Below are 21,171 nucleotides of genomic sequence, written 5' to 3'. Positions count from 1 at the left end.
GATGGCTGCAGACATTTCACGCCGCTGTCACACTGCGGCCTCTGGCGTCGTGGAGGTCTAGGCAACCTTCGAACCAGTCACGGACGGGGTCGTTTTCGGAAAACAGATCCGCTCCGGTGGTGATCCTTGCCCATTGCAGCGCACCGAAAACGATGTAATCCGCAAACAGCGGCGATGAGCCGCCGATGAAAGGCTGGAAGCCCAGCATGCGGCGGATCGGCGCCAGGAGCGATGGGAAGGCCGCGATTTCCGCCTCACGGTTCGCCACCACATCCTCGAGCGTCCGGCCGAGCGCCTTCGTCCTGCTGTCGCGGAAATAAAGGCGGTCAGGCTCATCAAGCATATTGTGGATATCGAGCACGGCAATGCGGGTGATGGCCGGGTGCAGTACCGTCTGCGACCAGCTTTCAACGAAACGCGCCATCGCCTTGCCGCCTTCCCCGTTAAACAGCGACGGCCGCTCCGGATAGGCCTCATCCAGATAAAGGGCGATCTCGAAACTGTCGCTCACCAGCTGGTCGCCATCACGAAGGATCGGCACGGTCCTCGAAAAACCGTCCTCCACCGTCGGGATGACCGTGAAGGGCAAGGGACGCTCCTCGAAATCCAGCCCCTTATGCGCCAGCGAAAGCACGGTTTTCCAGCAATGGGGAGAAAACGGCCGTGCGCTATCGCTTCCGCAAAGTGAATATAAGGTTCTGGAGGTCGTCATAGGCTGCACCCTCTTCTGCTACATCGATTATGCGATATAAAAACGACCGCCGCCTGAAATCAAATCAGGATTTGTCATACTACTGATCAACAAACGCATCCGGCGCTCCACCGTCCCCTCCACGAGAATTGGGGTCTCACGGCAATGAAAACCTCGTCAGGTTTAGCCTATTTTAAACCGTTGCTTGTAAGAATAATCGTGTTCAACAATCGGTTATCACCGGTGCATTCATAATTTATTGGTATTGGGGCTGTCAGTGACGTCAACGACGGGCGATAAAAAACGCGAGAAGGCAAGGAACGGTCTCGTCTTTACAAAAATTGCTCAGTTCATCGACAAGATGAATATTGCACCGCTGCCGCGAAACTACGAACTGATCTACGAAATATTGTCGGGGCATAACCCGGCGATGGGACGTGATATTCTCGCCCTTGGCAACGCGCCGCAACAGCATGAAATCGATATTGTCGGCCAGAGACACAATCTGCCGGGTTTTTCGAAGATCGAGGCCGAGCAGATGGCAGCGACGGCCTTCGAGACGCTGAAGCAGATTTCCGCGCGACTGGAAGCCGGCCTGCAACGCACCGAAACATTTATTGCCAGTCTTTCCGGGCAAGATCACTCCGAGCTGCCTGCAACGGAGCGGCTTGCGCAGTTGATGGGCGATATTCACGAGGAACAAACGAGTCTCCGGCATTTCGTTTCCATGGGGCTGATGAAAATCCGCGAGGTTGAGAAAAGCCGGACCGATCTTCAGGCGAATTCCCTGCGTGATGCCTTGACGGCGCTTCCCAACCGGGCGGCTTTCCTCGAGAAGCTCGGCGACCTGTTTTCGGGCGCTCAGGGGGCATCAGCCACATCGCTTGTGCTGCTCAACATCGACCATTTCCGCGAAATCAACGGCAAATACGGCCCCACCGCCGGCAACAAGGCGCTGCGCCGGCTGGCAGCGCTTTTCCGCAAGACGATCAAGAAGGACGATTTCGTAGCCCGCATCGGCGGAAACGAGTTCGCTTTTCTGTTCGCCGACGTCTCGCAAAATACAGCTGAAGCAATTGCAGAGCGGTTGCGGCAGAACGTCGAGGCGCTGCGTTTCGTCACCAGTGAGGGCGACGGCGAGCATCTGACCGTCTCGATCGGCGTTGCGGCAGTGGACTGCACCGCGACATCAGCCGAATTTTTCAGCCATGCCGAGCTCGCCCTGCTGTCCGCACGCTGCGGCACGCGCAATTGCGTCATAGGCTACTCCCGGGACGTGGCTCAACGCAGCCGCAGCAGCTATCTGGCGCAGCTCGGCTGTTGAAGCTGCATATCTGATCTGGTGTGGCGCGCGCGCTCTTGCCTTGGCCACGCAGTTCGGCCAAAACGGCGCCATGATTACGATTACCGATCTCTCCGCCCGCATCGCCGGGCGCCTGCTTCTCGACCACGCCAGCGTGACGCTTCCGGCTGGCGTGAAGGTGGGCCTCGTTGGCCGCAACGGCGCCGGCAAATCCACTCTTTTCCGGGTCATCACCGGTGACTTTTCAGCGGAAAGCGGTTCGGTAACGATCCCGAAACTGGCGCGCATCGGCCAGGTTGCGCAGGAAGCGCCGGGAACGGAAGAATCGCTGATTTCCATCGTGCTTTCCGCCGACAAGGAGCGCAGCGCGCTGCTGGCCGAGGCGGAAACCGCAACAGACCCGCACCGGATCGCGGAAATTCAGGTGCGGTTGGTCGATATCGACGCGCATTCGGCCGAAGCCCGTGCCTCCAGCATTCTCGCCGGTCTTGGCTTCGATCACGAGGCGCAGCTTCGCCCCGCCTCTTCGTTCTCCGGCGGCTGGCGCATGCGCGTGGCGCTCGCGTCCGTGCTGTTTGCCGAACCCGACCTCCTGCTGCTCGACGAGCCGACCAACTATCTCGACCTTGAAGGCACGCTCTGGCTGGAAGACTATATCCGGCGTTATCCGCATACCGTCATCATCATCAGCCACGACCGCGATCTGCTGAACAATGCCGTCAATTCCATCGTGCATCTGGACCAGAAGAAACTGACCTTCTATCGGGGCGGATACGACCAGTTCGAGCGCCAGAAAGCCGAAGCAGACGAATTGCAGATGAAGGCGAAGGTGAAAAACGACGCCGCGCGCAAACATCTGCAAAGCTTCATCGACCGTTTTCGCGCCAAGGCCACCAAGGCGCGCCAGGCGCAGAGCCGTATCAAGGCGCTGGAGCGCATGGGCACCGTCGCCGCCGTGATCGAGGACCACGTCCAGCCGATCACGTTCCCGGAGCCGGAAAAGCAGCCCGCCTCACCCATCGTAGCCATCAATGGCGGTGCCGTGGGTTACGAGCCGGGCAAATCCATTCTGAAGCAGCTCAATCTTCGCATCGACAATGACGACCGCATCGCTCTGCTCGGTTCCAACGGCAACGGCAAATCGACCTTTGCGAAATTCATCTCCGGTCGGCTTGCGCCGCAAGCGGGCGATCTTCGCATCGCCCCGGGCCTGAAGATCGGCTTCTTTGCGCAGCATCAGCTGGACGATCTCGTGCCGGACCAGACACCGGTCGAACATGTGCGCAAGCTGATGCCGCTGGCGTCTGAAGCGCAGGTGCGGGCGCGGGTAGCGCAGATGGGCCTTGCGACGGAGAAGATGGCGACGGCGGCGAAAGACCTGTCCGGCGGTGAAAAGGCCCGGCTGCTGATGGGACTTGCGGCCTTCCATGCGCCAAATCTGCTCATCCTCGACGAACCGACCAACCATCTCGACATCGACAGTCGCCGGGCGCTGATCGAGGCGCTGAACGACTATAACGGCGCCGTCATCCTCATCTCGCACGACCGGCATCTCATCGAGGCAACTGTCGACCGCCTATGGCTGGTGGCCGACGGCACGGTGAAGACCTTTGAAGGCGACATGGAGGAATATCGCGACCTCGTCGTCTCTTCCGGAAAAAAGAAGGAAGAGAAGACAGAAGCCGCCGCCGACCAGACATCGAAAGCCGACCAGCGCAAGGCCAATGCCGAAAAACGCGCCCAGCTTGCGCCGCTGAAGAAAAAGATCAATGAAATCGAATCTTTGACGGCGAAGCTTGAGAAAGTGATTCAGTCGCTCGACAAGGAACTGGCGGACCCTGCTTTGTACGAAAAGGCACCTGCCAAGGCCGCGCAGAAAGTCAAAGAGCGTGGCGAAGCCGCGAGTAAGCTTTCAGACGCCGAGGAGCAGTGGCTGATGCTTTCGAGCGAATATGAGGATGCAATGACGCAGTGATGCGTCATGATGCTGGTGCGAAAATCTAAGCGCACTCCCTGCGAGGCTGTAGCCGCTCGAGCGGCACGGCCGGCGAATAAAGATAGCCCTGACCGAAACGGATTCCCATCTGCATGAGCAGCCTGCTCTGCTCTTCCGTTTCTATACCTTCCGTCACCAGCGTGGCGCCGTAACGTTCGGCGCTTTCGAAGGCGAGCGCGATGGCCTCCCGGAACCGCGACTGTTCAAGCCGGGACGTCATCCAGTGATCGATCTTGACCTCCTCGAAGGGGAACCGCGCAAGCAGGGTGAGTGCCGCATAACCGGTGCCAAAATCATCGAGCGCCAGCCGCACGCACGCTTCGCTCAGCCTGTCGAAATTCTGCTGCACGATGTCGATGGCCGGTATCCTGCTCATCTCCGTCACTTCGATCGACAGACGGTGCGCCGGGACCCCCATCTCGTTCAAAAAGGCCACAACCCGCTCTCCGAAGCCCGCAGTGGCAAAAGACGATGCTGAAATGTTCACCGCCAGATGAAAGTCCGGGTCGAGACCCCGCAGGTCGATGAGGTCGCGGACGACGGCTTCGATCGTCGACCATTCAAACTCCACCAGCAGCCGGTGACGCTCGGCAATCTCCAGCACATAATAGGGCGAAAGCGGCTGTCCGCATGCATCCACCGCCCGTAAAAGAGCCTCCGCGCCAATCATGCGGCGATTGTGCATTTCGAATTTCGGCTGATAAAATATCGGCGGCTTGCCGGATCTGATCCAGTTGACCAGCATCTGGCGCACCCCCTCGTCCCGCGTGGCCTTATCGGCAAAGGAAAAGGGGAATATCTGCACCGGATTTTCGCTTCCTCGCAGCGCAAGACTAAGCTGCCGGAGGAAGGAAGCCACGTTCTGCCGGGAGAGCTTATCCAGATTAGCGGCACCGATTTTCAGATGCGGCACCGGTTCTGGATCCGCAGACCGTGAAAATGTACTTAACCCGTCGTGGAGACGCATTATCAGCCTTGTGCTTTCCGACTTCTCGAGCGAAATCCCCGACATGACGACTGCAAGCGTGGTATCGCCGAACATGAAGCTGCGCGGTGCATTGGAACTCGACAGCAGGCCGTTGTCATCGTTACAGATTTCCTGTGCCAGCCTCGGCCAGAAAAGATCGCCCCAATCCTCGCCCTGGCAGGCGGCGACATCGGCCATATTGACGATTTCTATGAGAAGGAGAGCGTGCGGAACGGCCGGCTCCTGCCGCATCACGACTTCGATATGGTCTTTGAGGGCACGCCTGTTGGGCAGGCCCGTCAACGAATCCGTCCGCGCCGCAGCATCGCGTTTCCTTGCCTCTTCACGCGCCCGCGCCTCGCTGCGCAGTAACAGAAACAGACAGGCGATCATCGGCAACCCGACAAACGAGCCGAAGATGCGCCGTCCGACGTTACTGAGAAAAACGTCCTGATTTATCATGCTGAGACTATAGGTCACGCAAACAGCGAACAACGCCGCGAAAATCCTGACCGCGAATACGCCGAAGACCTCGCGGACGCCGAGTTCAGTGAGACTGCGCCGGCGCATCCAGCCATACATTGCCATCCCGAAAGCCGAGATAATGCTCATATCCAGAAAAGCGGCCCCAAAGAGTGCCGGACCACCAAACAAAAATCGCCCTGCGGAGACGAGCGCCAGGCTTATCAAGCCGCCTTGCCAGGACCCCAACACGCCAGCCAGGAACAGCAGGTCAGAGCGGATATAGGGCTTGGAAGGCAGCTTGATAAACTCGGATACCAGTAGCGTCAGCAAGAAACCGGTAACCCCGAAGATGATGCCGTAGTAGATTTTATAACGAGCGTCATCGAGAGCGATGTTTCGCTGCAGAAGGATCAGCACCGACACCATGCCGACAAGGGCCGCAGCCTGGAGCAGCAGGAACGGCAACTCGGCGGCTGACGCGGCCGCCTGGGCGGCGATCAATTCCATCATCTCTGCATGTCCCCCGGTCATTACTATTCTTTTGCCGTGGTTCCGGCGTTTGACCTTCACAAATCCCGCGTTTACGCAGGAAAATCAGTACATATAGCCAATCGCTCCACACGACCTGTCGCTCCACCGCGGGCTGCCCCCGGCGAAATCGCCGGACACGTGCCAACAGCAAGCGGCTGACAAGACACGAGTTCGAGTACCTCCTCACCGCCGGCGTCGCACAATGCCGAGCAGGAAAATCAAGCAACGAAGCGAAGCGCCAACCAACAACCGAACGAGAAAACCATCGAGACAGTCTAACGAACGAATTTTACGTCGAAACTAAAGAACTTAGCGTAGATAAATATGCAAGAATTATGCTGTATGTATTTAGTTGACAATTGCATTCGTCTAACTACTTACAAAATCCATATAAATATGTATTTTAAATTCTGACTATAATACATTTAATAATGAAATTGAAATTGATTTACATATAAAATATACGTTAATATTTCGGAACTTAACTTCGAATTCGAATTTTAAAAGCATTAAGTTATAAAAATCAATACTTTTAAATTTGAAACAATATTTTCACATTTCAAATATTAGGCAACATAAAATATGCATACCGATTTTTGCCATGCCGTTACGCACGGAAAAAAGACGAGACCTGTAAGGACGATCGCCTTGCTCCTTTGATCGTTTCTGTTAAAAAACTCGTAAAGTCACACTTTATCCCACGCATCATACAAATGGGTCCCACTTCATGTCAGCCACCAAGCTTGCCATCGTCGGCGTCGGCAAAATCGTTCGCGACCAGCACCTTCCCGCCATCGCAGGCAATCCGGATTTTGAATTGATCTGCACGGCCAGCCGCCACGGTACCGTGGATGGCGTCGCTTCTTACGGCACCATCGAGACCATGCTGGAGGCCGTCGAGGATATCGAGGCCGTATCGCTCTGCATGCCGCCGCAGTACCGTTACGAGGCTGCATATGCGGCGCTGAATGCCGGCAAGCACGTTTTCCTCGAAAAGCCGCCGGGCGCAACGCTTTCGGAAGTTCAGGATCTCGTTCGTCTTGCGGATTCGAAGGGTCTTTCGCTATTTGCAAGCTGGCACTCGCGTTATGCGCCGGGCGTTGAAGCTGCAAAGGCGTTTCTCGCCTCGACAAAAATCGACAGCGTGCATGTCATCTGGAAAGAGGATGTGCGCCACTGGCACCCCAACCAGGCATGGATCTGGCAGGCGGGCGGTCTCGGTGTGTTCGATCCCGGCATCAATGCGCTGTCGATCATCACCCACATCCTGCCCCGCGCGCTGTTCCTGACCAAGGCAACGCTTGAGTTCCCGGAAAACCGCGACGCGCCCATCGCTGCCGAGCTGCATTTTTCCGACGTTACGAAAATGCCCGTGCGCGCCGAGTTCGACTGGCGCCAGACCGGCAAGCAGAGCTGGGATATCGTTGCCGAAACGGCGGCCGGGCAGATGGTGCTTTCGGAAGGCGGCGCGAAGCTCTCCATCAATGGCGAGCAGGCAGTGTCGGAACCCGAGCGGGAATATCCGGCGCTCTACGAGCGTTTTGCGGAAATCATCAAGGCCGGACGCTCTGATGTCGATCTTGCGCCATTGACTCATGTGGCCGATGCCTTCCTGCTCGGCCGCCACAAATTCGTGGATTCCTTCTACGACTGAGGAGCCGAAAGGCTTTTGGAAGCCTTCCGTAAGACAGGTGCATCAAAGGGCGCGGCTGACGAAACGGTCGCGCCCTGACTTTTTTGCCTGATACAGTGCCTCGTCAACGCTGCGCAAAAGCGTGGCGCGGTCAGCACCGGCCTGAGGGGCGATGGCGCCGCCAATGCTGAGACGCGCACCGACCGCCTGCCCGTCAACATCAAAGGGTTCACGGAAGGCTGCCAGAAGCCTGTCTGCCAGTCCGTTCATCACCTCAGACCTGCTGGGACGGGGTATGAAAATGGCGAATTCGTCGCCTCCCATGCGCACCACCGTATCTTCGCTGCGGATCGAATTGCGAATGCGGTCGGCGGCAGCGGTCAGCACCCTGTCACCCGCCGGGTGGCCGAACGTGTCATTGATCGCCTTGAAACCGTCCAGATCGAGATAGAGCACGCCGAAGGCCTCGTTCTCACGCAGAGCCGCGCCAAGCTGGCCATCGACAATCGCCTCCAGCGCCTTGCGATTGTAAAAGCCGGTCAACGGATCAGTCATCACCGCATCCCGCAATTCACGCTCCGCCAGACTCATTGTGAAATTGGCCTTCTGTAAACGCAGGAGTGCGGCCGCCAGCAGCGCAAAGTGCTTCAGATTGTCAATTTCGCTTTGAGAGAATTTTCTCGGCACCGTATCGACAAGGCAAAAGGCGCCGACCACAAGACCCGGTTCCAGCTCGATCGGCGCGCCAGCATAGGAACGCAATCCGGGACCGCCCTTCACATAGGACATGAAGCGGAAATCCGGATGCTGGGTCAGATCGGAAATGACCACGACATCCTGCCTGGCAATTACTCGGTTGCATATCGACAGATCGCGCGGGCATTCCGAAAGTTGCATTCCCGCCTGTTCGGCAATATGGAGCCAGTCCTCATCGACGATATGGACGGCCGCACGCGGGACGTCAAAGACGCCCTGCCCCAATCGAGACAGCACTTCCAGTTCCGGCATCTCGGCATTCTTGACGGACATGATTGACCGCACCGCGACCAGACGCTCTATTTCCCCGTCGGGCCGTGAAATCGCCTGTCCCATGATGATGTCCTTCTGCTGTTTGGTCTGTGGCAGCCGCCACCGTCCGTCACCTGTCGGCCGGATCAGACAGCTATGTCTGATTCGGCTCATAATGCGAAAACCGGCAGGCTGCGCCACATGCGAATTTTTGCCAGTCTTTTTGTGTGGGAAACTGTGATCAGGCTTTCTTCTGCCAGCGGCCTTCCGGCGATTGCTGCCAATAGGTCAGCGCATGACCTTCGGTCTTCAGCCTTTTCCAGTGGTTCCGCGCCATTTCCAGCTGGTAGGCATCATATCCGTCGAACATGAACACTATCCGCTCATAGCCCTCCACCGCCGGCGGTTCGGCACCGTCGACGAGAAACCGCACACTCGCCTCGTTACCGTTCGCATTCGACGCCGTCAAAAGAATCGGCTGGTTTTGCGGCGCGGCAGAGCTATCCGTTGCGTGCGGCAGAAAACTGTCGTCACGAAAGGTCCACAGATGCGTGTCGAGGAAATCGCGGCGCTCCTCGTCCACCGTCTGGATCGCGACCTTCCAGCCGCGTTCCAGCGATTTTTCGAGCAAGGGCGGCAATGCATCCTCCAGCTTCGATTCCGTCAGATGGTAGAACAGGATTTCAGTCATCTGCGGACTTGCAGCTCCGGTCGCATCAATCTTCGTAGTGGGCGCGAACGAGTTCGTTCAGCAACCGCACACCGTAGCCGGATCCCCAGGACTGGTTGATCTCGGTCAACGGCGAACCCATGGCGGTGCCGGCGATATCGAGATGCGCCCAGGGTGTTTCGCCCACGAAACGCTTGAGGAACTGAGCGGCGGTGACAGAGCCCGCCAGACGGCCAGAGCTGTTCTTCATGTCGGCGAATTTGGAATCAATAATCTTGTCGTAATCCTTGCCCAGCGGCATGCGCCACAGCTTTTCCGCCGTAACATCGCCTGCCTGCGAAAGACGTGCAGCCAACTCGTCATCATTCGAGAAAAGGCCAGCCTGAAGATTGCCGAGTGCAACCGTGATCGCTCCCGTCAAGGTGGCGAGGTTGATCATGAATTTCGGGTTGAAACGCTCCTTGGCGTACCAGAGCGCATCGGCGAGAACCAGCCGGCCTTCGGCGTCGGTGTTTATGATCTCAATGGTCTGGCCGGACATGGAGGTGACGATATCGCCGGGACGCTGGGCGTTACCATCAGGCATGTTCTCCACCAGACCGATGACGCCGATCACATTGGCTTTCGCCTTGCGGGCCGCGAGCGTGTGCATGAGGCCGGTCACGGCGGCAGCGCCACCCATGTCGCCCTTCATGTCTTCCATGTTAAGGCCGGGCTTCAGCGAGATACCGCCGGTATCGAACACAACGCCCTTGCCGACGAAGGCGATAGGCTCGTCCTTCTTGGAGCCGCCGTTCCACTGCATGACCGCAAGCCGGGGCGGACGCGCCGAACCCTGCGCCACACCGAGAAGCGCGTTCATGCCAAGCTTCTTCAGCTCCTTCTCGCCGAGAATTTCGACCTCGACACCGAGCTTCTTTAACTCTTCCGCCTTTTCAGCGAACTCGACAGGACCGAGAACATTCGGCGGCAGGTTGACGAGATCACGCGCCAGGACAACGCCGCCCGCGACGGCCTCCGACACGGCAAAGGCCTTTTCCGCCTCCTGATGGACTGCCGTCACGATGACGATTTCTACTTTCTTCGGCGACTTCTCATCATCGGATTTCTTCTTGGTCTTATAGGCATCGAAGCTATAGGCACGCAGCAGCAGGCCAAGCGCAAAATCCGCAGCCGCCTGCGCACCGACATCGACGCCCGGGGCATCTAGATAGACGGCAACCTTGTCCGCCTTCCTGAAATTGGCGGCAGCGGTGCCGCCGGCACGCAACCAATCATGGGCGACAAGTTTCGCCGGCTTGCCGAGGCCAATGACGAGAAGCCGGTCGGCGCCCGAACCCTGCGGCGCAATCACGTCGAGTGTGGTCATGGACTTTGCGGAAAAGCCCGAAATCTTTGCCGCCCGTTCAAGCACGCCACCCGGATCGGCTTCCGATGCGCCGGCAGCTGCCTGCGCCTCACCCGAGGCTTGCAGCACAACGGCAAGGGTATTTTCAAGCGAGGCGGAATTGGCGAAAGAAATATCGAATTTGGCGGACATGTTTTCCTGCTCTTCGTGGATAACTTGCGTGTGCGCCCGATCATGGCCTTTTCGGCCCCCGGCGCAACCCTGCATTTTTAAAGGCTCACATTCTTTAAAGGCCGACATTCGCTAAAGGAAAGGCATTTTTGTGGAATGGCCGATCGCGTCATGAAACCGACAGCTTGTTCCACAAAAAGACACAGGCGGTGGAAAAATCATCGTGCAAAACATTTTTGTGAGCGTGCCGGAATAGCCAATTGCAAACGATGCGATTAGATAGGCGGAAATCCGGCGAGCGATCGCGCAGAAAAACAATGTCGACAAGGGCAGTATGAAGCTTCTCGAGAACTATATCCTGCGACGGACAACGCAGATGTTTCTGGTCGCGCTGCTGCCGGTGCTGGCCATCATCTGGACCATCCAGGTTCTCCAGAGAATCAACCTCGTCACCGATACCGGCCAGTCGATGGGCTCCTTCATGGCGCTGGCGACGATGATCCTGCCGACGCTGATTCCCGTCGTGTTGCCTTTCGCCCTCGTCATTGGCATCACCCAGACATTCACGGCGATGAACAACGATTCCGAGCTTGCCATCATCGATGCGGCCGGATCGTCGCGCTCTGTGATGTTTCGCCCGGTTATCATTCTGGCTGCCGTTCTAAGTGCGCTTTCCTTCACCATCACCAACTTCATCGAGCCGCCTGCCCGAAATTCGGCCAGGCAGATGGTGGCGGCTGCCTATGCCGACCTCCTCTCGTCGGTGATCGAGGAAAAGACCTTCCGCGCTGTTCAGGACGGCCTCTATGTGCAGATCGCCCAACGTCAGGGCCGTATCCTCAAGGGCCTGTTCGTCGCCGATCGCCGCGATCCGAATTTCGATCTTATCTATTACGCCAAGGAAGGCATGATCGATGAAAGCGGCACGTCGCTGACGATGCGCGACGGCGAAGTCCAGCAGAAAACACCTGATGGCAAGGTCTCCATCGTCAAGTTCCTGTCCTATGCCTTCGACCTTTCGACCATGTCGGAAAAGCAGACTTCCGAACCGTCGCTTTCTCCGGGCGATGCGAGCCTCGGTTTCCTTCTCTCGCCAGACGAGAACAACGCGAGTTACAAGCGGTCTCCCGAAAGCTTCCGCAGTGAGTTGCACAAGCGCCTGTCGGACTGGATGTTCGCCTTCGCCTTCGCACTGATATCGCTGGTCATAGCCGCTGATGCGCGCTCGCATCGTGAAGCGCGGATGCATCCGATGGTCGCTGCGCTGGTGACGGCCTTCATGCTGCGCTGGCTCGGTTTTTACGTCACCAACCAGGTCAAGCAGAGCGCGGCCTTCATTCCGCTGGTCTATGCCGTGCCGGGCCTCAGCGGTGCCGCCGCCGCCTTTATTCTCATCACGGGTCGCAAGCCGAGAATGCCGAAGATCATCGCGGATACGGCCAGCCGGCTGCGCCGTCTTTTCTCCAGCCGGCTGGCGCGAAGCTCGGGGAGCGGTAACGCATGATTTTCAGCACCCTCGCCCGGTATTTCCTCAAACGGTATCTGATCACGGCCATCTGGTTCCTGCTCGGCGTATCGGCAATTATCTATCTTGCCGATTTCAGCGAAACGGCGCGGCGCATGTCCAGCGTGCCAGGCTATTCTGTTCCAGGCGCACTTGGCCTCACCGCGCTTCGCCTGCCGCTGATCCTGCAGCAGACTATTCCCTTCATTGCACTCTTCGTCGGCATGACGACGCTGATCTCGCTCAACCGGCGTTACGAGCTCGTCGTCACGCGTGCGGCAGGCGTCTCCGCCTGGCAATTCATCCTTCCTTTTGTCCTTGGTGCGGTCTTTCTTGGAATCCTGTCCGTCCTCGTCCTCAACCCTATCGCCGCCTGGGGGCAAAACCAGTCGCTGTCGATGGAGGCGGGCTGGCGCAACGAAGGCAGCGGCGGACGCCAGCAGGACATCATTCCCTGGATGCGCCAGTCGAGCGGCGGCCAGGATACGATCATCGGCGCTAAGAGCTTCGAAGACAACGGGACCATGCTTCTCGACGTGGTTCTGATACACCTCGACAAGGCCGGCAACATCGTCTCCCGGCAGGACGCGAAGTCGGCAAAGTTGGAAGATGGTTACTGGCTTCTTAACGGCGTCGCGGAAACCCGTGCGGGACATGTGCCAGTTCGGCAAGAGAGCACGCGGATCAGTACCAATCTGAGACGAGAATTCGTTCAGGAACGTATGACGCAGACGGAAACCGTTGCTTTCTTTGATCTTTCTCACAAGATCGAAGTTGCAAAGTCTTTTGGACTGTCTTCGAAAGCGCTTGAGACGCAGTATCATTTCCTGCTATCGACGCCCCTGCTTCTGGTTGCGATGACCTTGATCGCCGCGACAGTTTCATTAAAGTTCAGCCGCTTCGCCCAGTCGCGCTCCGTGATTCTGGGTGGAATCGTTTCCGGCTTCGTGCTTTATGTAGTAACCGTGCTCGTAAGGGCATTCGGGAGTGGTGGCGTTGTCCCTCCCACCGTCGCGGTCTGGGTTCCAGTCATCGTGGCGTTGGCTTTGGGGGCAACCATTCTGCTTCATCAGGAGGACGGCTAGTGGCGGTATATGACCGCGGGAATATCAGGCGGCTTTGGACGGCCCTTCTGACAGGTGCCGCTGTGTGCGCATATTTGGCATCCAGCCCGGTCGCTTTCGGCCAGGGTGGTTTGCTTGCGCCCGGAAGCCAAGACGATTCGAAACTCCTGCTTACGGCAAATGAACTGACCTATAATCGCGATTCCCAGCGGGTCATCGCGAAGGGTGTGGTTCGCATGCATTATTCGGGCTACCGTATGGTGGCCCAGCAAGTGGAATATAATCAGCAGACGGGCCGCGTGATTGCGCACGGCAACATCGAGCTGATCGAGCCCGGCGGCAACAAGATCTATGCCGACGAGATGGATGTCACTGACGATTTCGGTCAGGGCTTTGTCAATGCGCTGCGCGTCGAGACCCCGGACAATACCCGCATCGCGGGTGAAAGCGCCGAACGGCTCGAAGGCGACCGCATGGTCCTCAATAACGGCGTCTATACCGCCTGTTTGCCCTGCGCCGAACGGCCCGAAAAGGCGCCGTTGTGGCAGGTCAAGGCTGAACGTGTCATTCAGGACGGCAAGACCCATACGATCCGGCTGGAAAAAGCCCGCTTGCAGCTTTTCGGCCATTCGATCGCATACGTCCCGTTCCTGACGGTTCCGGACAATACGGTGAAGCGGAAGTCCGGATTCCTGTTTCCGCAGATGAGCATTACCGACAACCTCGGTTTCGGCATCGGCGTGCCCTATTTCCAGGTTCTGTCCGACACCTCGGATGTGACCGTTACCCCGACCTATTACACGACGCAGGGTCTGCTTCTGCAGGCGGAACTGCGCCAGCGTTTCGAAACCGGCATGCACACCGTGACCGTCGCCGGCATCAGCCAGCTGAAGTCCGATACATTTACTGCCGGAACCAGTGACGCCCTCAACGACAATCGCGGCATGATTGCCAGCAAGGGTAACTTCTCCATCAATCCGCGCTGGGCGTTCGGTTGGGATGCCATGGTGCAGACCGACAACAACTTTTCGCGTACCTATGGGCTGAAGGGTTACAAGAACGACGTCCAGACCAATCAGATCTATTTGGCTGGCGCAGGCGAGCGGAACAGCTTCGATGCCCGCGGCTATTATTTCAACGTTCAGGATACGGACAACAACGAATCCAACGAACGCAAGCAGGCCATCGTTCATCCGGTTGTCGACTACCGTTATTTCGTACCGGATCCGATCTATGGCGGCGAACTTTCGCTGACCACCAACCTGACCAGCATCACCCGCCAGAAACAGGATGCCTACGCGCTTGGAGGCTATTCGCGGTTCAACGGGCTTGAAGGAAACTATACGCGCCTTTCCACCGAAGCCGAATGGAAGCGCACCTTCACGATGGATAGCGGCCTGCAGATCACGCCGATCCTTGCCGCCCGTGGTGATGCGCTGTGGACGGATATGTCGGCGGCAAGCTTTACATCGGGTGGCACGTCCTATGCCTATCAGGGCATGATGCAGGACGATGCGGCGTTGCGAGGCATGGTAACCGGCGGTCTGGAAGTGCGTTACCCCTGGCTGTTCACGGCGCTTAACAGCAACCACGTGATCGAGCCGATTGCGCAGATTTTCGTGCGTCCGAACGAACAATATGCCGGCCGCTTCCCCAACGAAGATTCGCAGGCTTTCGTGTTCGACGCGACCAACCTGTTCGAACGTGATAAGTTCTCCGGTTTCGACCGGATCGAAGGCGGCACGCGCGCAAACATCGGTCTGCGCTACAACGGCACATTCGACAATGGCTACGGCATTCGCGCCATTGCCGGTCAGTCTTTCCACCTGGCGGGCGACAATTCTTTCGCCTCCTACGATCTCGTCAATGTCGGCGCGAATTCCGGTCTCGAATCCGACCGCTCGGACTACGTCGCCATGGCAGCCTTCGATGCGCCAATCGGCCTATCGCTGTCATCGAGCCTGCGCTTCGACAAGGACAATCTCGAAATCAACCGTTCCGAGACAGGCGTCAGCTATTCGGACCGCCGCCTCACCGGCAAGCTCAGCTATACGCAGGTCAAGGCGCAGCCGCAGTACGGCTACAATGAAGACCGCGATATCGTTCAGGCGTCCGGTACGCTGCGCATGGACGACAACTGGTCGCTGTTCGGCTCGATCAACTACGATCTGAACGGAAAATTTGCCGCCGAGCGCCGTATTGGCATCGCCTATCAGGATGAATGCACGATCTTGACGGTCAGCTACTCCGACGAGGGCAATATCAATTCCAGCCGGCAGGCCGCCAATGACTGGTCGATCAATGCCCGTCTGGCATTCCGCACGCTCGGCGATGTCAGCATCGGCTCCGCAAACGAGGACTGGGCCGATATGGATATCGGCTGGAAACCGAACAATTACTGAGTTTAAAGGCAGGCCATACAGCATCGTGGCCTGCCTTTTTGCCATCCAGCCAGTAAAAGTCACGGTTTTGCCGCAACAACGCGCCAGGGTTCGTCCGGTATAGAACCATCGGGTTTCTTTCAACAAACCGACACATTGCCGTCTTGCAGATCGCGATGATATATACGTGGCAAATTCGCGGTGCGGATGCACAGGTGCAGATCTGAAAAGCCGGGGTAAGGAATATTCCCCATTGGCAGACAGAACAGATTGGCGGGACGGGGAAACAGACCCCCGCCCGACGAAAGGGAGAAGGATATGATGAATTTCGGAAAGACGGCTTTGCGTGGCGCTGCTTTCGCCTTTGCGATATTCGCCGTTCCCATGGCCGTTGCGCCCTTTGCCAGCCAGGCCTTCGCCGACAGCACGGTCAAGATCGTCGTCAACAAGACCCCCATCACCAACGACGATATTGCCAGGCGTGTCGCCTTTCTGAAGTTGCAGCGTCAATCCGGCAATCTCGCCGAAAAGGCACGCGAGCAGCTGGTTGATGAGGCGCTAAAGCGCGAAGAAATCGGCCGTGTGAAAATGTCGGTCAGCACCCAAGAAGTCGATGCGGCTTTTGCGCGCTTTGCTGCAAACAACAAGATGAACCCGCAACAGCTGACGCAGATCCTCTCCAAGGCCGGTGTCGGCGCCGACCACTTCAAAGCCTTCATTGCCGTGCAGATGAGCTGGCCGCGCCTTGTGAACGCCCGTTATGGTGCGCGTGGCAAGATGTCTAACCAGGACCTCGTCACCCGCCTGAGGGAACGCGGCGACAAGCCGGTAACGACGGAATATTTCCTGCAACAGGTGATCTTTGTCATTCCGGAATCGAAGCGTAATGCCATCACCGGCAAGCGCAAGGCCGAGGCTGAAGCCTCGCGCAAGCGTTATCCCGGCTGCGACCAGGCCATGACTTTCGCGGCCACCATGCGGGACGTGGCGATCAAGGATCTTGGACGGATTCTGGCGCCCGAACTGCCGGAAGAGTGGAAGCCTCTCGTGGAAAAGACCAAGGAAGGCGGCACCACAGGAACACGCGTGACCGAAAAGGGCGTCGAATATCTGGCAATCTGCAAGCAGCGTCAGGTTTCCGACGATTACGCAGCGGAAATGGTGTTCAAGTCCGAAGACCTGATGAAGGCCAAGGGTGGCGAAAACCCGAACGAGAAGAAATATATGGATGAGCTGCGCAAGAAGGCGCAGATCGTCAACACCTGATACGAGAGCCGGCCTTTCCGTGACACATGCATCCCTGCCGCTTGCCCTGACACAGGGAGATCCAGCCGGTATCGGCCCTGATATCGCCATTGCCGCCTGGGCCAAGCGCCGGGAGAACGGCGTGGCGCCCTTCATCTTCATCGGCGATCCCGATGTGGTGGCGAGCCGTGCGGCGCTGCTTGGCATACCGGTCAATATCGAGAACTGCGAAGCGGCGGATGCCGTCGGCGTGTTTGACCGTGCTTTTCCCGTTCTTCCTCTTCCCGTCGGTTTCGAGGTTCAGGCCGGCCAGCCGCATGTCGGAGCCGCTCATGCCACGATCAAGGCGATCGAGCTTGCCGTTGCCTTGACGGTCGAGGGCAAGGCTTCCGCCGTCGTCACCAATCCGATTGCGAAATCCGTGCTTTACGAAGCAGGCTTCGGTTTTCCCGGTCACACGGAATTTCTCGCCGATCTGGCTTTGCGCCTGACCGGCAAACAGGTGATGCCGGTGATGATGATTGCCGGACCCAAGGTCCGCGTCGTGCCAGTAACGATCCATATCCCAGTAAAAGACGTGCCTTCGGCACTGACGGAAGAGCTGATCGTTACGACCTGCCGCATTATCGATGCTGATCTGCGGCAGAAACTCGGCATCGAGGCACCACGACTGGCGGTCGCCGGTCTCAATCCACACGCGGGTGAAGATGGGGCATTGGGCACGGAGGACCGCGATGTGGTTCACCCTGCGACCATACGGTTGCGGAAAGACGGGATCGACGCTTTCGGCCCCCTGCCCGCCGATACGATGTTCCACGATGCTGCCCGCAGGCGCTATGATGTCGCCGTCTGCATGTATCACGATCAGGCCCTTATCCCGGCCAAGGCGCTTGGCTTTGACGATTCCGTCAATGTCACGCTCGGCCTGCCCTTCATCCGGACCTCGCCCGACCACGGCACCGCCTTCGGCATCGCCGGCCAGGGCATTGCCAGCGAAACGAGCCTTGTCGCAGCGCTGAAGATGGCGGCGGAGATTTCTCTTCGCAGCCGGGTCGGCGCATAATGGCCGCCATTGACGGATTGCCGCCGCTACGCGATGTCATTCAGCGCCATGGGCTAGACGCTAAGAAGTCGCTCGGGCAGAACTTCCTGTTCGATCTCAACCTCACCCAGAAGATCGCCCGAACCGCTGGGCCGCTTGACGGCGTGACGGTCATCGAGGTTGGCCCCGGGCCTGGCGGCCTCACCCGCGCCATTCTATCGCTCGGTGCCAAAAAGGTTATCGCCATTGAGCGGGACAGCCGCTGCCTGCCGGCACTTGCGGAGATCGAAGCGCATTATCCCGGACGTCTTGAGGTCATCGAGGGTGATGCGCTGAAGACCGATTTCGAGGCTTTGGTTCCCGCTGGCGAACCGGTGCGGATCATTGCCAACCTGCCTTACAATGTCGGCACGCAATTGCTGGTCAACTGGCTGCTGCCGAAAGAATGGCCGCCTTTCTGGCTCTCCATGACGCTGATGTTCCAGAAGGAAGTCGGCCAGCGCATCGTGGCAGAAGAAGGCGACAACCATTACGGCCGCCTTGGCGTTCTCGCCGGCTGGCGCACGGTTTCGGAAATGGCCTTCGACGTCCCGCCGCAGGCCTTCAGCCCACCGCCTAAGGTTACCTCGACGGTCGTGCATCTGCTGCCAAAGGAAAAGCCGCTGCCCTGCGATGTCGCGAAGCTCGAAAAGGTAACGGAAGCCGCCTTCGGCCAACGCCGCAAGATGCTGCGCCAGAGCGTGAAAAGCCTTGGCGGTGAAGTTCTGCTGGAAAAGGCAGGCATTGACGCGACACGACGGGCTGAAACGCTGTCGGTCGAGGAATTTGTGACGCTAGCGAACTGCCTCTAATTGAAGGCTACGTTTCGGCACTTCTAACGCGGGTGACAGAATTAGAGGACAAGCGCGTGGAGAGTGCCGGTTTTCACTACAAGCTCCACATGCCCGTCGGATCGCCTGATTGCGCGGTCGTGTTGCTACACGGTTCGGGAAGAACGGAGGAAGATCTCGCTTCGTTTGGCCGTACCGTTTTTCCCAACGGCATTCTGTATGCTCCGAGAGGCATTGTGCCATGGGAAAATGGCTTTGCGTTTTTTCGCAGAAAGCCCGACAGACAACTCGATATCGACGACCTGAAACATCAAGCCGCCCGGCTTTGTCGGTTTATCGAATTCGTATTTCAGCAGACGGGGCAAAGACCCTTTCTCGCAGGATATTCAAACGGTGCGATCATCGCGGCTGAAACAATCTACCAGGATCGTCATCTGTCGAGGGGTGCCATTCTGCTTCGGCCACTATCCCCCCGCAATAACGAGCATTTTCCGAAGCTCACCGGATATCCTGCGCTCCTGCTGGCAGGTGCACATGATGAGCGGCGGCATCGCGATGATGCGCCCCATTTGGCCGATCAATTTTCGACTGCGGGCGCGGATGTGGTACTGGAGACACTCGACACAGGCCACGGCTGGGCAGCAGACGCGGCAGACGAGCGCCTGTCCCGGCAATGGCTACGTCAGCATTAGAGATAACACGCCGCTTTAACTGCCAAATCAGAGCTGCGGTTCTTCCGCAAGCAGTCCGCGCACGAAATCGAACATGCCGTGGCGGCGGTCGCGGCGCACACGTTCGGCCTTCACTATCGCTTCTACGGCCTCGAAGGCCGCCTGCAGGTCGTCGTTGAGGATGACGTAGTCGTAATCGCGCCAGTGCTCGATCTCGGCGCGGGAATTGAGAAGCCGGGTCTGGATCACCGCTTCGGTGTCTTCGGCGCGGCGGTGCAGGCGCGATTGCAGCTCGGTCATGGTTGGCGGCAGGATGAAGATCGACACGACGTCGGCCTTCATCTTGTCCTGAAGCTGTTCGGCGCCCTGCCAGTCGATGTCGAACAGCATGTCGCGTCCGGCCGCCATCGCCACTTCCACCGGCTCGCGCGGCGTGCCGTAAAAATTGCCGTGAACCTCGGCCCATTCCAGAAGCTCATCGCTGTCACGCAGGCGCTCGAAGTCGCGCTTGGAGATGAAGTGGTAGTGGATGCCTTCAATCTCGCTCTGGCGGCGCGGGCGCGTCGTCACGCTGACGGACAGGCTGATGTTCTTGTCCTTGTCGAGCAGGTTGCGCGCTATCGTGGATTTACCAGCGCCCGATGGCGATGAAATCACCAGCATCAGCCCTCTGCGGGCAATCGTAACAGGGGAATTGTTCACCGGAACCATGGGTCTACTCCAGATTTTGGACCTGCTCGCGGAACTGGTCGATAACCACTTTCAGCTCTATGCCTGCTGCGGTTACCGCACTGGCGTTCGATTTGGAACAGATTGTATTCGACTCGCGGTTAAATTCCTGTGCAAGAAAATCGAGCTTGCGGCCAACTGGCCCGCCATGAGCCAAAAGTTCGCGCGATGCCTGGACATGTGCGTGTAGCCGGTCGACCTCTTCGCGCAGATCCGCCTTGGTAGCGATCAATGCGGCCTCGGCGTGCAGACGGTCGCGATCGAGCCCGTGCATGCCATCGCCAATAAGGGCAATCTGCTGGGCAAGCCTTGCAGCGATCTGTTCCGGCTGGCGGGAAGGATCGTTTTCGATGAGGTTCACGAGTTGCTCGATCCTGTCGATCTGCCCGGACAGGATGGCAAACAGGGACGCCCCTTCCCGCTCGCGCATGTCCTTCAGCTTCTCGACGGCGGCGGCAAAGCCCGCAAGCACGTCGGCGTTGCGCGCGGCCTGCGCCTCGGCATCATCTTCCGCCTCGCGAAAATCGACGAGCCCGCGCAGCGACAGTAGCGTATCGAAGCTCAGCGGCTTGTCGTCGACGACGTCGCCCAGTTCTTTCTTGAGAGCGAGAACTGCGGCAAGAGCATCGCGGTTGATCACCGCCTCCAGCCGGTTTTCCGCAATCGCCAGCGTCAATCCGGCCTGAATATTGCCGCGGGAAAGATGCTGTGCCGCGATTTCCCGCAGGCCCGTTTCCAGCGCCTCCAGACCGTTTGGCAGGCGCAGGCGCACATCGAGCCCCTTGCCGTTCACCGAGCGCAATTCCCACGCCCAGCGGTAACGGCCGGAGGTTCCTTCGCTGCGCGCGAACCCGGTCATCGATTGCAATGTCATATTCAGAAAGCCCCCATCATGCCGTGCAAAAAACCGGGCCTTGCGATG

The 21,171-nt window shown here is 58.2% G+C and carries 17 protein-coding genes; 10 read left to right on the top strand and 7 right to left on the bottom strand.

Going from position 1 to position 21,171, the window contains the following annotated elements:
* Window positions 1-16 precede the first annotated feature (16 nt).
* Window positions 17-712: a glutathione S-transferase family protein gene (locus ACQZ6D_RS00600; RefSeq protein ID WP_083211660.1), complete on the bottom strand. Its 696-nt coding sequence runs from the start codon at window positions 710-712 to the stop codon at window positions 17-19.
* 256 nt (window positions 713-968) lie between these two features.
* Here ACQZ6D_RS00600 and ACQZ6D_RS00595 point away from each other — a divergent pair, with 256 nt between their 5' ends.
* Together ACQZ6D_RS00595 and abc-f are read left to right on the top strand one after the other, a co-directional pair.
* Window positions 969-2,015, top strand: a complete 1,047-nt coding sequence (locus ACQZ6D_RS00595) for a GGDEF domain-containing protein (RefSeq protein WP_065704987.1) — start codon at window positions 969-971, stop codon at window positions 2,013-2,015.
* Between the two features lie 70 nt (window positions 2,016-2,085).
* Window positions 2,086-3,969, top strand: a complete 1,884-nt coding sequence (gene abc-f / locus ACQZ6D_RS00590) for a ribosomal protection-like ABC-F family protein (protein WP_019565405.1) — start codon at window positions 2,086-2,088, stop codon at window positions 3,967-3,969.
* A gap of 25 nt (window positions 3,970-3,994) precedes the next feature.
* On the opposite strand, the gene ACQZ6D_RS00585 is transcribed toward abc-f, so the two are convergent.
* Complete coding sequence (locus ACQZ6D_RS00585; RefSeq protein WP_065704989.1) at window positions 3,995-5,932, bottom strand: EAL domain-containing protein; 1,938 nt, start codon at window positions 5,930-5,932, stop codon at window positions 3,995-3,997.
* 748 nt (window positions 5,933-6,680) lie between these two features.
* On the opposite strand from ACQZ6D_RS00585, the gene ACQZ6D_RS00580 reads away from it, so the two are divergent.
* On the top strand, window positions 6,681-7,607 hold the full coding sequence (locus tag ACQZ6D_RS00580) for a Gfo/Idh/MocA family protein (protein WP_003512408.1): 927 nt from the start codon (window positions 6,681-6,683) through the stop codon (window positions 7,605-7,607).
* Between the two features lie 42 nt (window positions 7,608-7,649).
* Here the strand turns inward: ACQZ6D_RS00580 and ACQZ6D_RS00575 are convergent, their stop codons facing one another.
* The 3 genes from ACQZ6D_RS00575 to ACQZ6D_RS00565 all read right to left on the bottom strand — a co-directional run bounded on the left by ACQZ6D_RS00575 (window position 7,650) and on the right by ACQZ6D_RS00565 (window position 10,804).
* Window positions 7,650-8,678: a sensor domain-containing diguanylate cyclase gene (locus ACQZ6D_RS00575; protein WP_003512406.1), complete on the bottom strand. Its 1,029-nt coding sequence runs from the start codon at window positions 8,676-8,678 to the stop codon at window positions 7,650-7,652.
* Between the two features lie 157 nt (window positions 8,679-8,835).
* Window positions 8,836-9,285 (bottom strand): DNA polymerase III subunit chi, encoded by a 450-nt coding sequence (locus ACQZ6D_RS00570; protein WP_003512404.1) that lies wholly within the window; start codon window positions 9,283-9,285, stop codon window positions 8,836-8,838.
* Window positions 9,286-9,310: 25 nt separating this feature from the next.
* Window positions 9,311-10,804 carry a leucyl aminopeptidase gene (locus ACQZ6D_RS00565; RefSeq protein WP_065704783.1) on the bottom strand — a complete coding sequence of 498 codons (1,494 nt, stop codon included), beginning with the start codon at window positions 10,802-10,804 and terminating at the stop codon, window positions 9,311-9,313.
* Window positions 10,805-11,117: 313 nt separating this feature from the next.
* On the opposite strand from ACQZ6D_RS00565, the gene ACQZ6D_RS00560 reads away from it, so the two are divergent.
* The 7 genes from ACQZ6D_RS00560 (at window position 11,118) to ACQZ6D_RS00530 (ending at window position 19,541) form a co-directional block, all read left to right on the top strand.
* Window positions 11,118-12,287, top strand: coding sequence for an LptF/LptG family permease (locus ACQZ6D_RS00560; RefSeq protein WP_003512402.1), 1,170 nt, complete (start codon window positions 11,118-11,120; stop codon window positions 12,285-12,287).
* On the top strand, window positions 12,284-13,372 hold the full coding sequence (lptG, locus tag ACQZ6D_RS00555) for an LPS export ABC transporter permease LptG (RefSeq protein WP_003512400.1): 1,089 nt from the start codon (window positions 12,284-12,286) through the stop codon (window positions 13,370-13,372). The genes ACQZ6D_RS00560 and lptG overlap by 4 nt, the downstream gene beginning before the upstream one ends.
* On the top strand, window positions 13,372-15,753 hold the full coding sequence (locus ACQZ6D_RS00550; protein WP_003512398.1) for an LPS-assembly protein LptD: 2,382 nt from the start codon (window positions 13,372-13,374) through the stop codon (window positions 15,751-15,753). Before lptG ends, ACQZ6D_RS00550 begins: the two co-directional genes overlap by 1 nt.
* A 297-nt stretch (window positions 15,754-16,050) precedes the next feature.
* Window positions 16,051-16,998 carry a SurA N-terminal domain-containing protein gene (locus ACQZ6D_RS00545; protein ID WP_013635843.1) on the top strand — a complete coding sequence of 316 codons (948 nt, stop codon included), beginning with the start codon at window positions 16,051-16,053 and terminating at the stop codon, window positions 16,996-16,998.
* A 19-nt stretch (window positions 16,999-17,017) separates the two neighbouring features.
* Window positions 17,018-18,040, top strand: coding sequence for a 4-hydroxythreonine-4-phosphate dehydrogenase PdxA (gene pdxA / locus ACQZ6D_RS00540; protein WP_448729570.1), 1,023 nt, complete (start codon window positions 17,018-17,020; stop codon window positions 18,038-18,040).
* The gene (gene rsmA / locus ACQZ6D_RS00535) at window positions 18,040-18,870 is read left to right on the top strand and encodes a 16S rRNA (adenine(1518)-N(6)/adenine(1519)-N(6))-dimethyltransferase RsmA (RefSeq protein WP_013635841.1); all 831 of its coding nucleotides are present in this window, start codon (window positions 18,040-18,042) and stop codon (window positions 18,868-18,870) included. Before pdxA ends, rsmA begins: the two co-directional genes overlap by 1 nt.
* A gap of 56 nt (window positions 18,871-18,926) precedes the next feature.
* Entirely contained in the window at window positions 18,927-19,541 is a 615-nt protein-coding gene (locus ACQZ6D_RS00530) for an alpha/beta hydrolase (RefSeq protein ID WP_448729758.1), read from the top strand.
* Between the two features lie 27 nt (window positions 19,542-19,568).
* Here ACQZ6D_RS00530 and gmk read toward each other — a convergent pair whose 3' ends face one another.
* Complete coding sequence (gene gmk, locus ACQZ6D_RS00525; RefSeq protein ID WP_003512388.1) at window positions 19,569-20,231, bottom strand: guanylate kinase; 663 nt, start codon at window positions 20,229-20,231, stop codon at window positions 19,569-19,571.
* Window positions 20,232-20,235: 4 nt separating this feature from the next.
* Window positions 20,236-21,123 (bottom strand): YicC/YloC family endoribonuclease, encoded by an 888-nt coding sequence (locus tag ACQZ6D_RS00520; RefSeq protein WP_065688184.1) that lies wholly within the window; start codon window positions 21,121-21,123, stop codon window positions 20,236-20,238.
* Window positions 21,124-21,171 lie beyond the last annotated feature (48 nt).

It is taken from the genome of Agrobacterium sp. 22-3639C2 (genome assembly GCF_053522105.1).
This window is presented reverse-complemented; position numbering and strand designations above follow the sequence as displayed.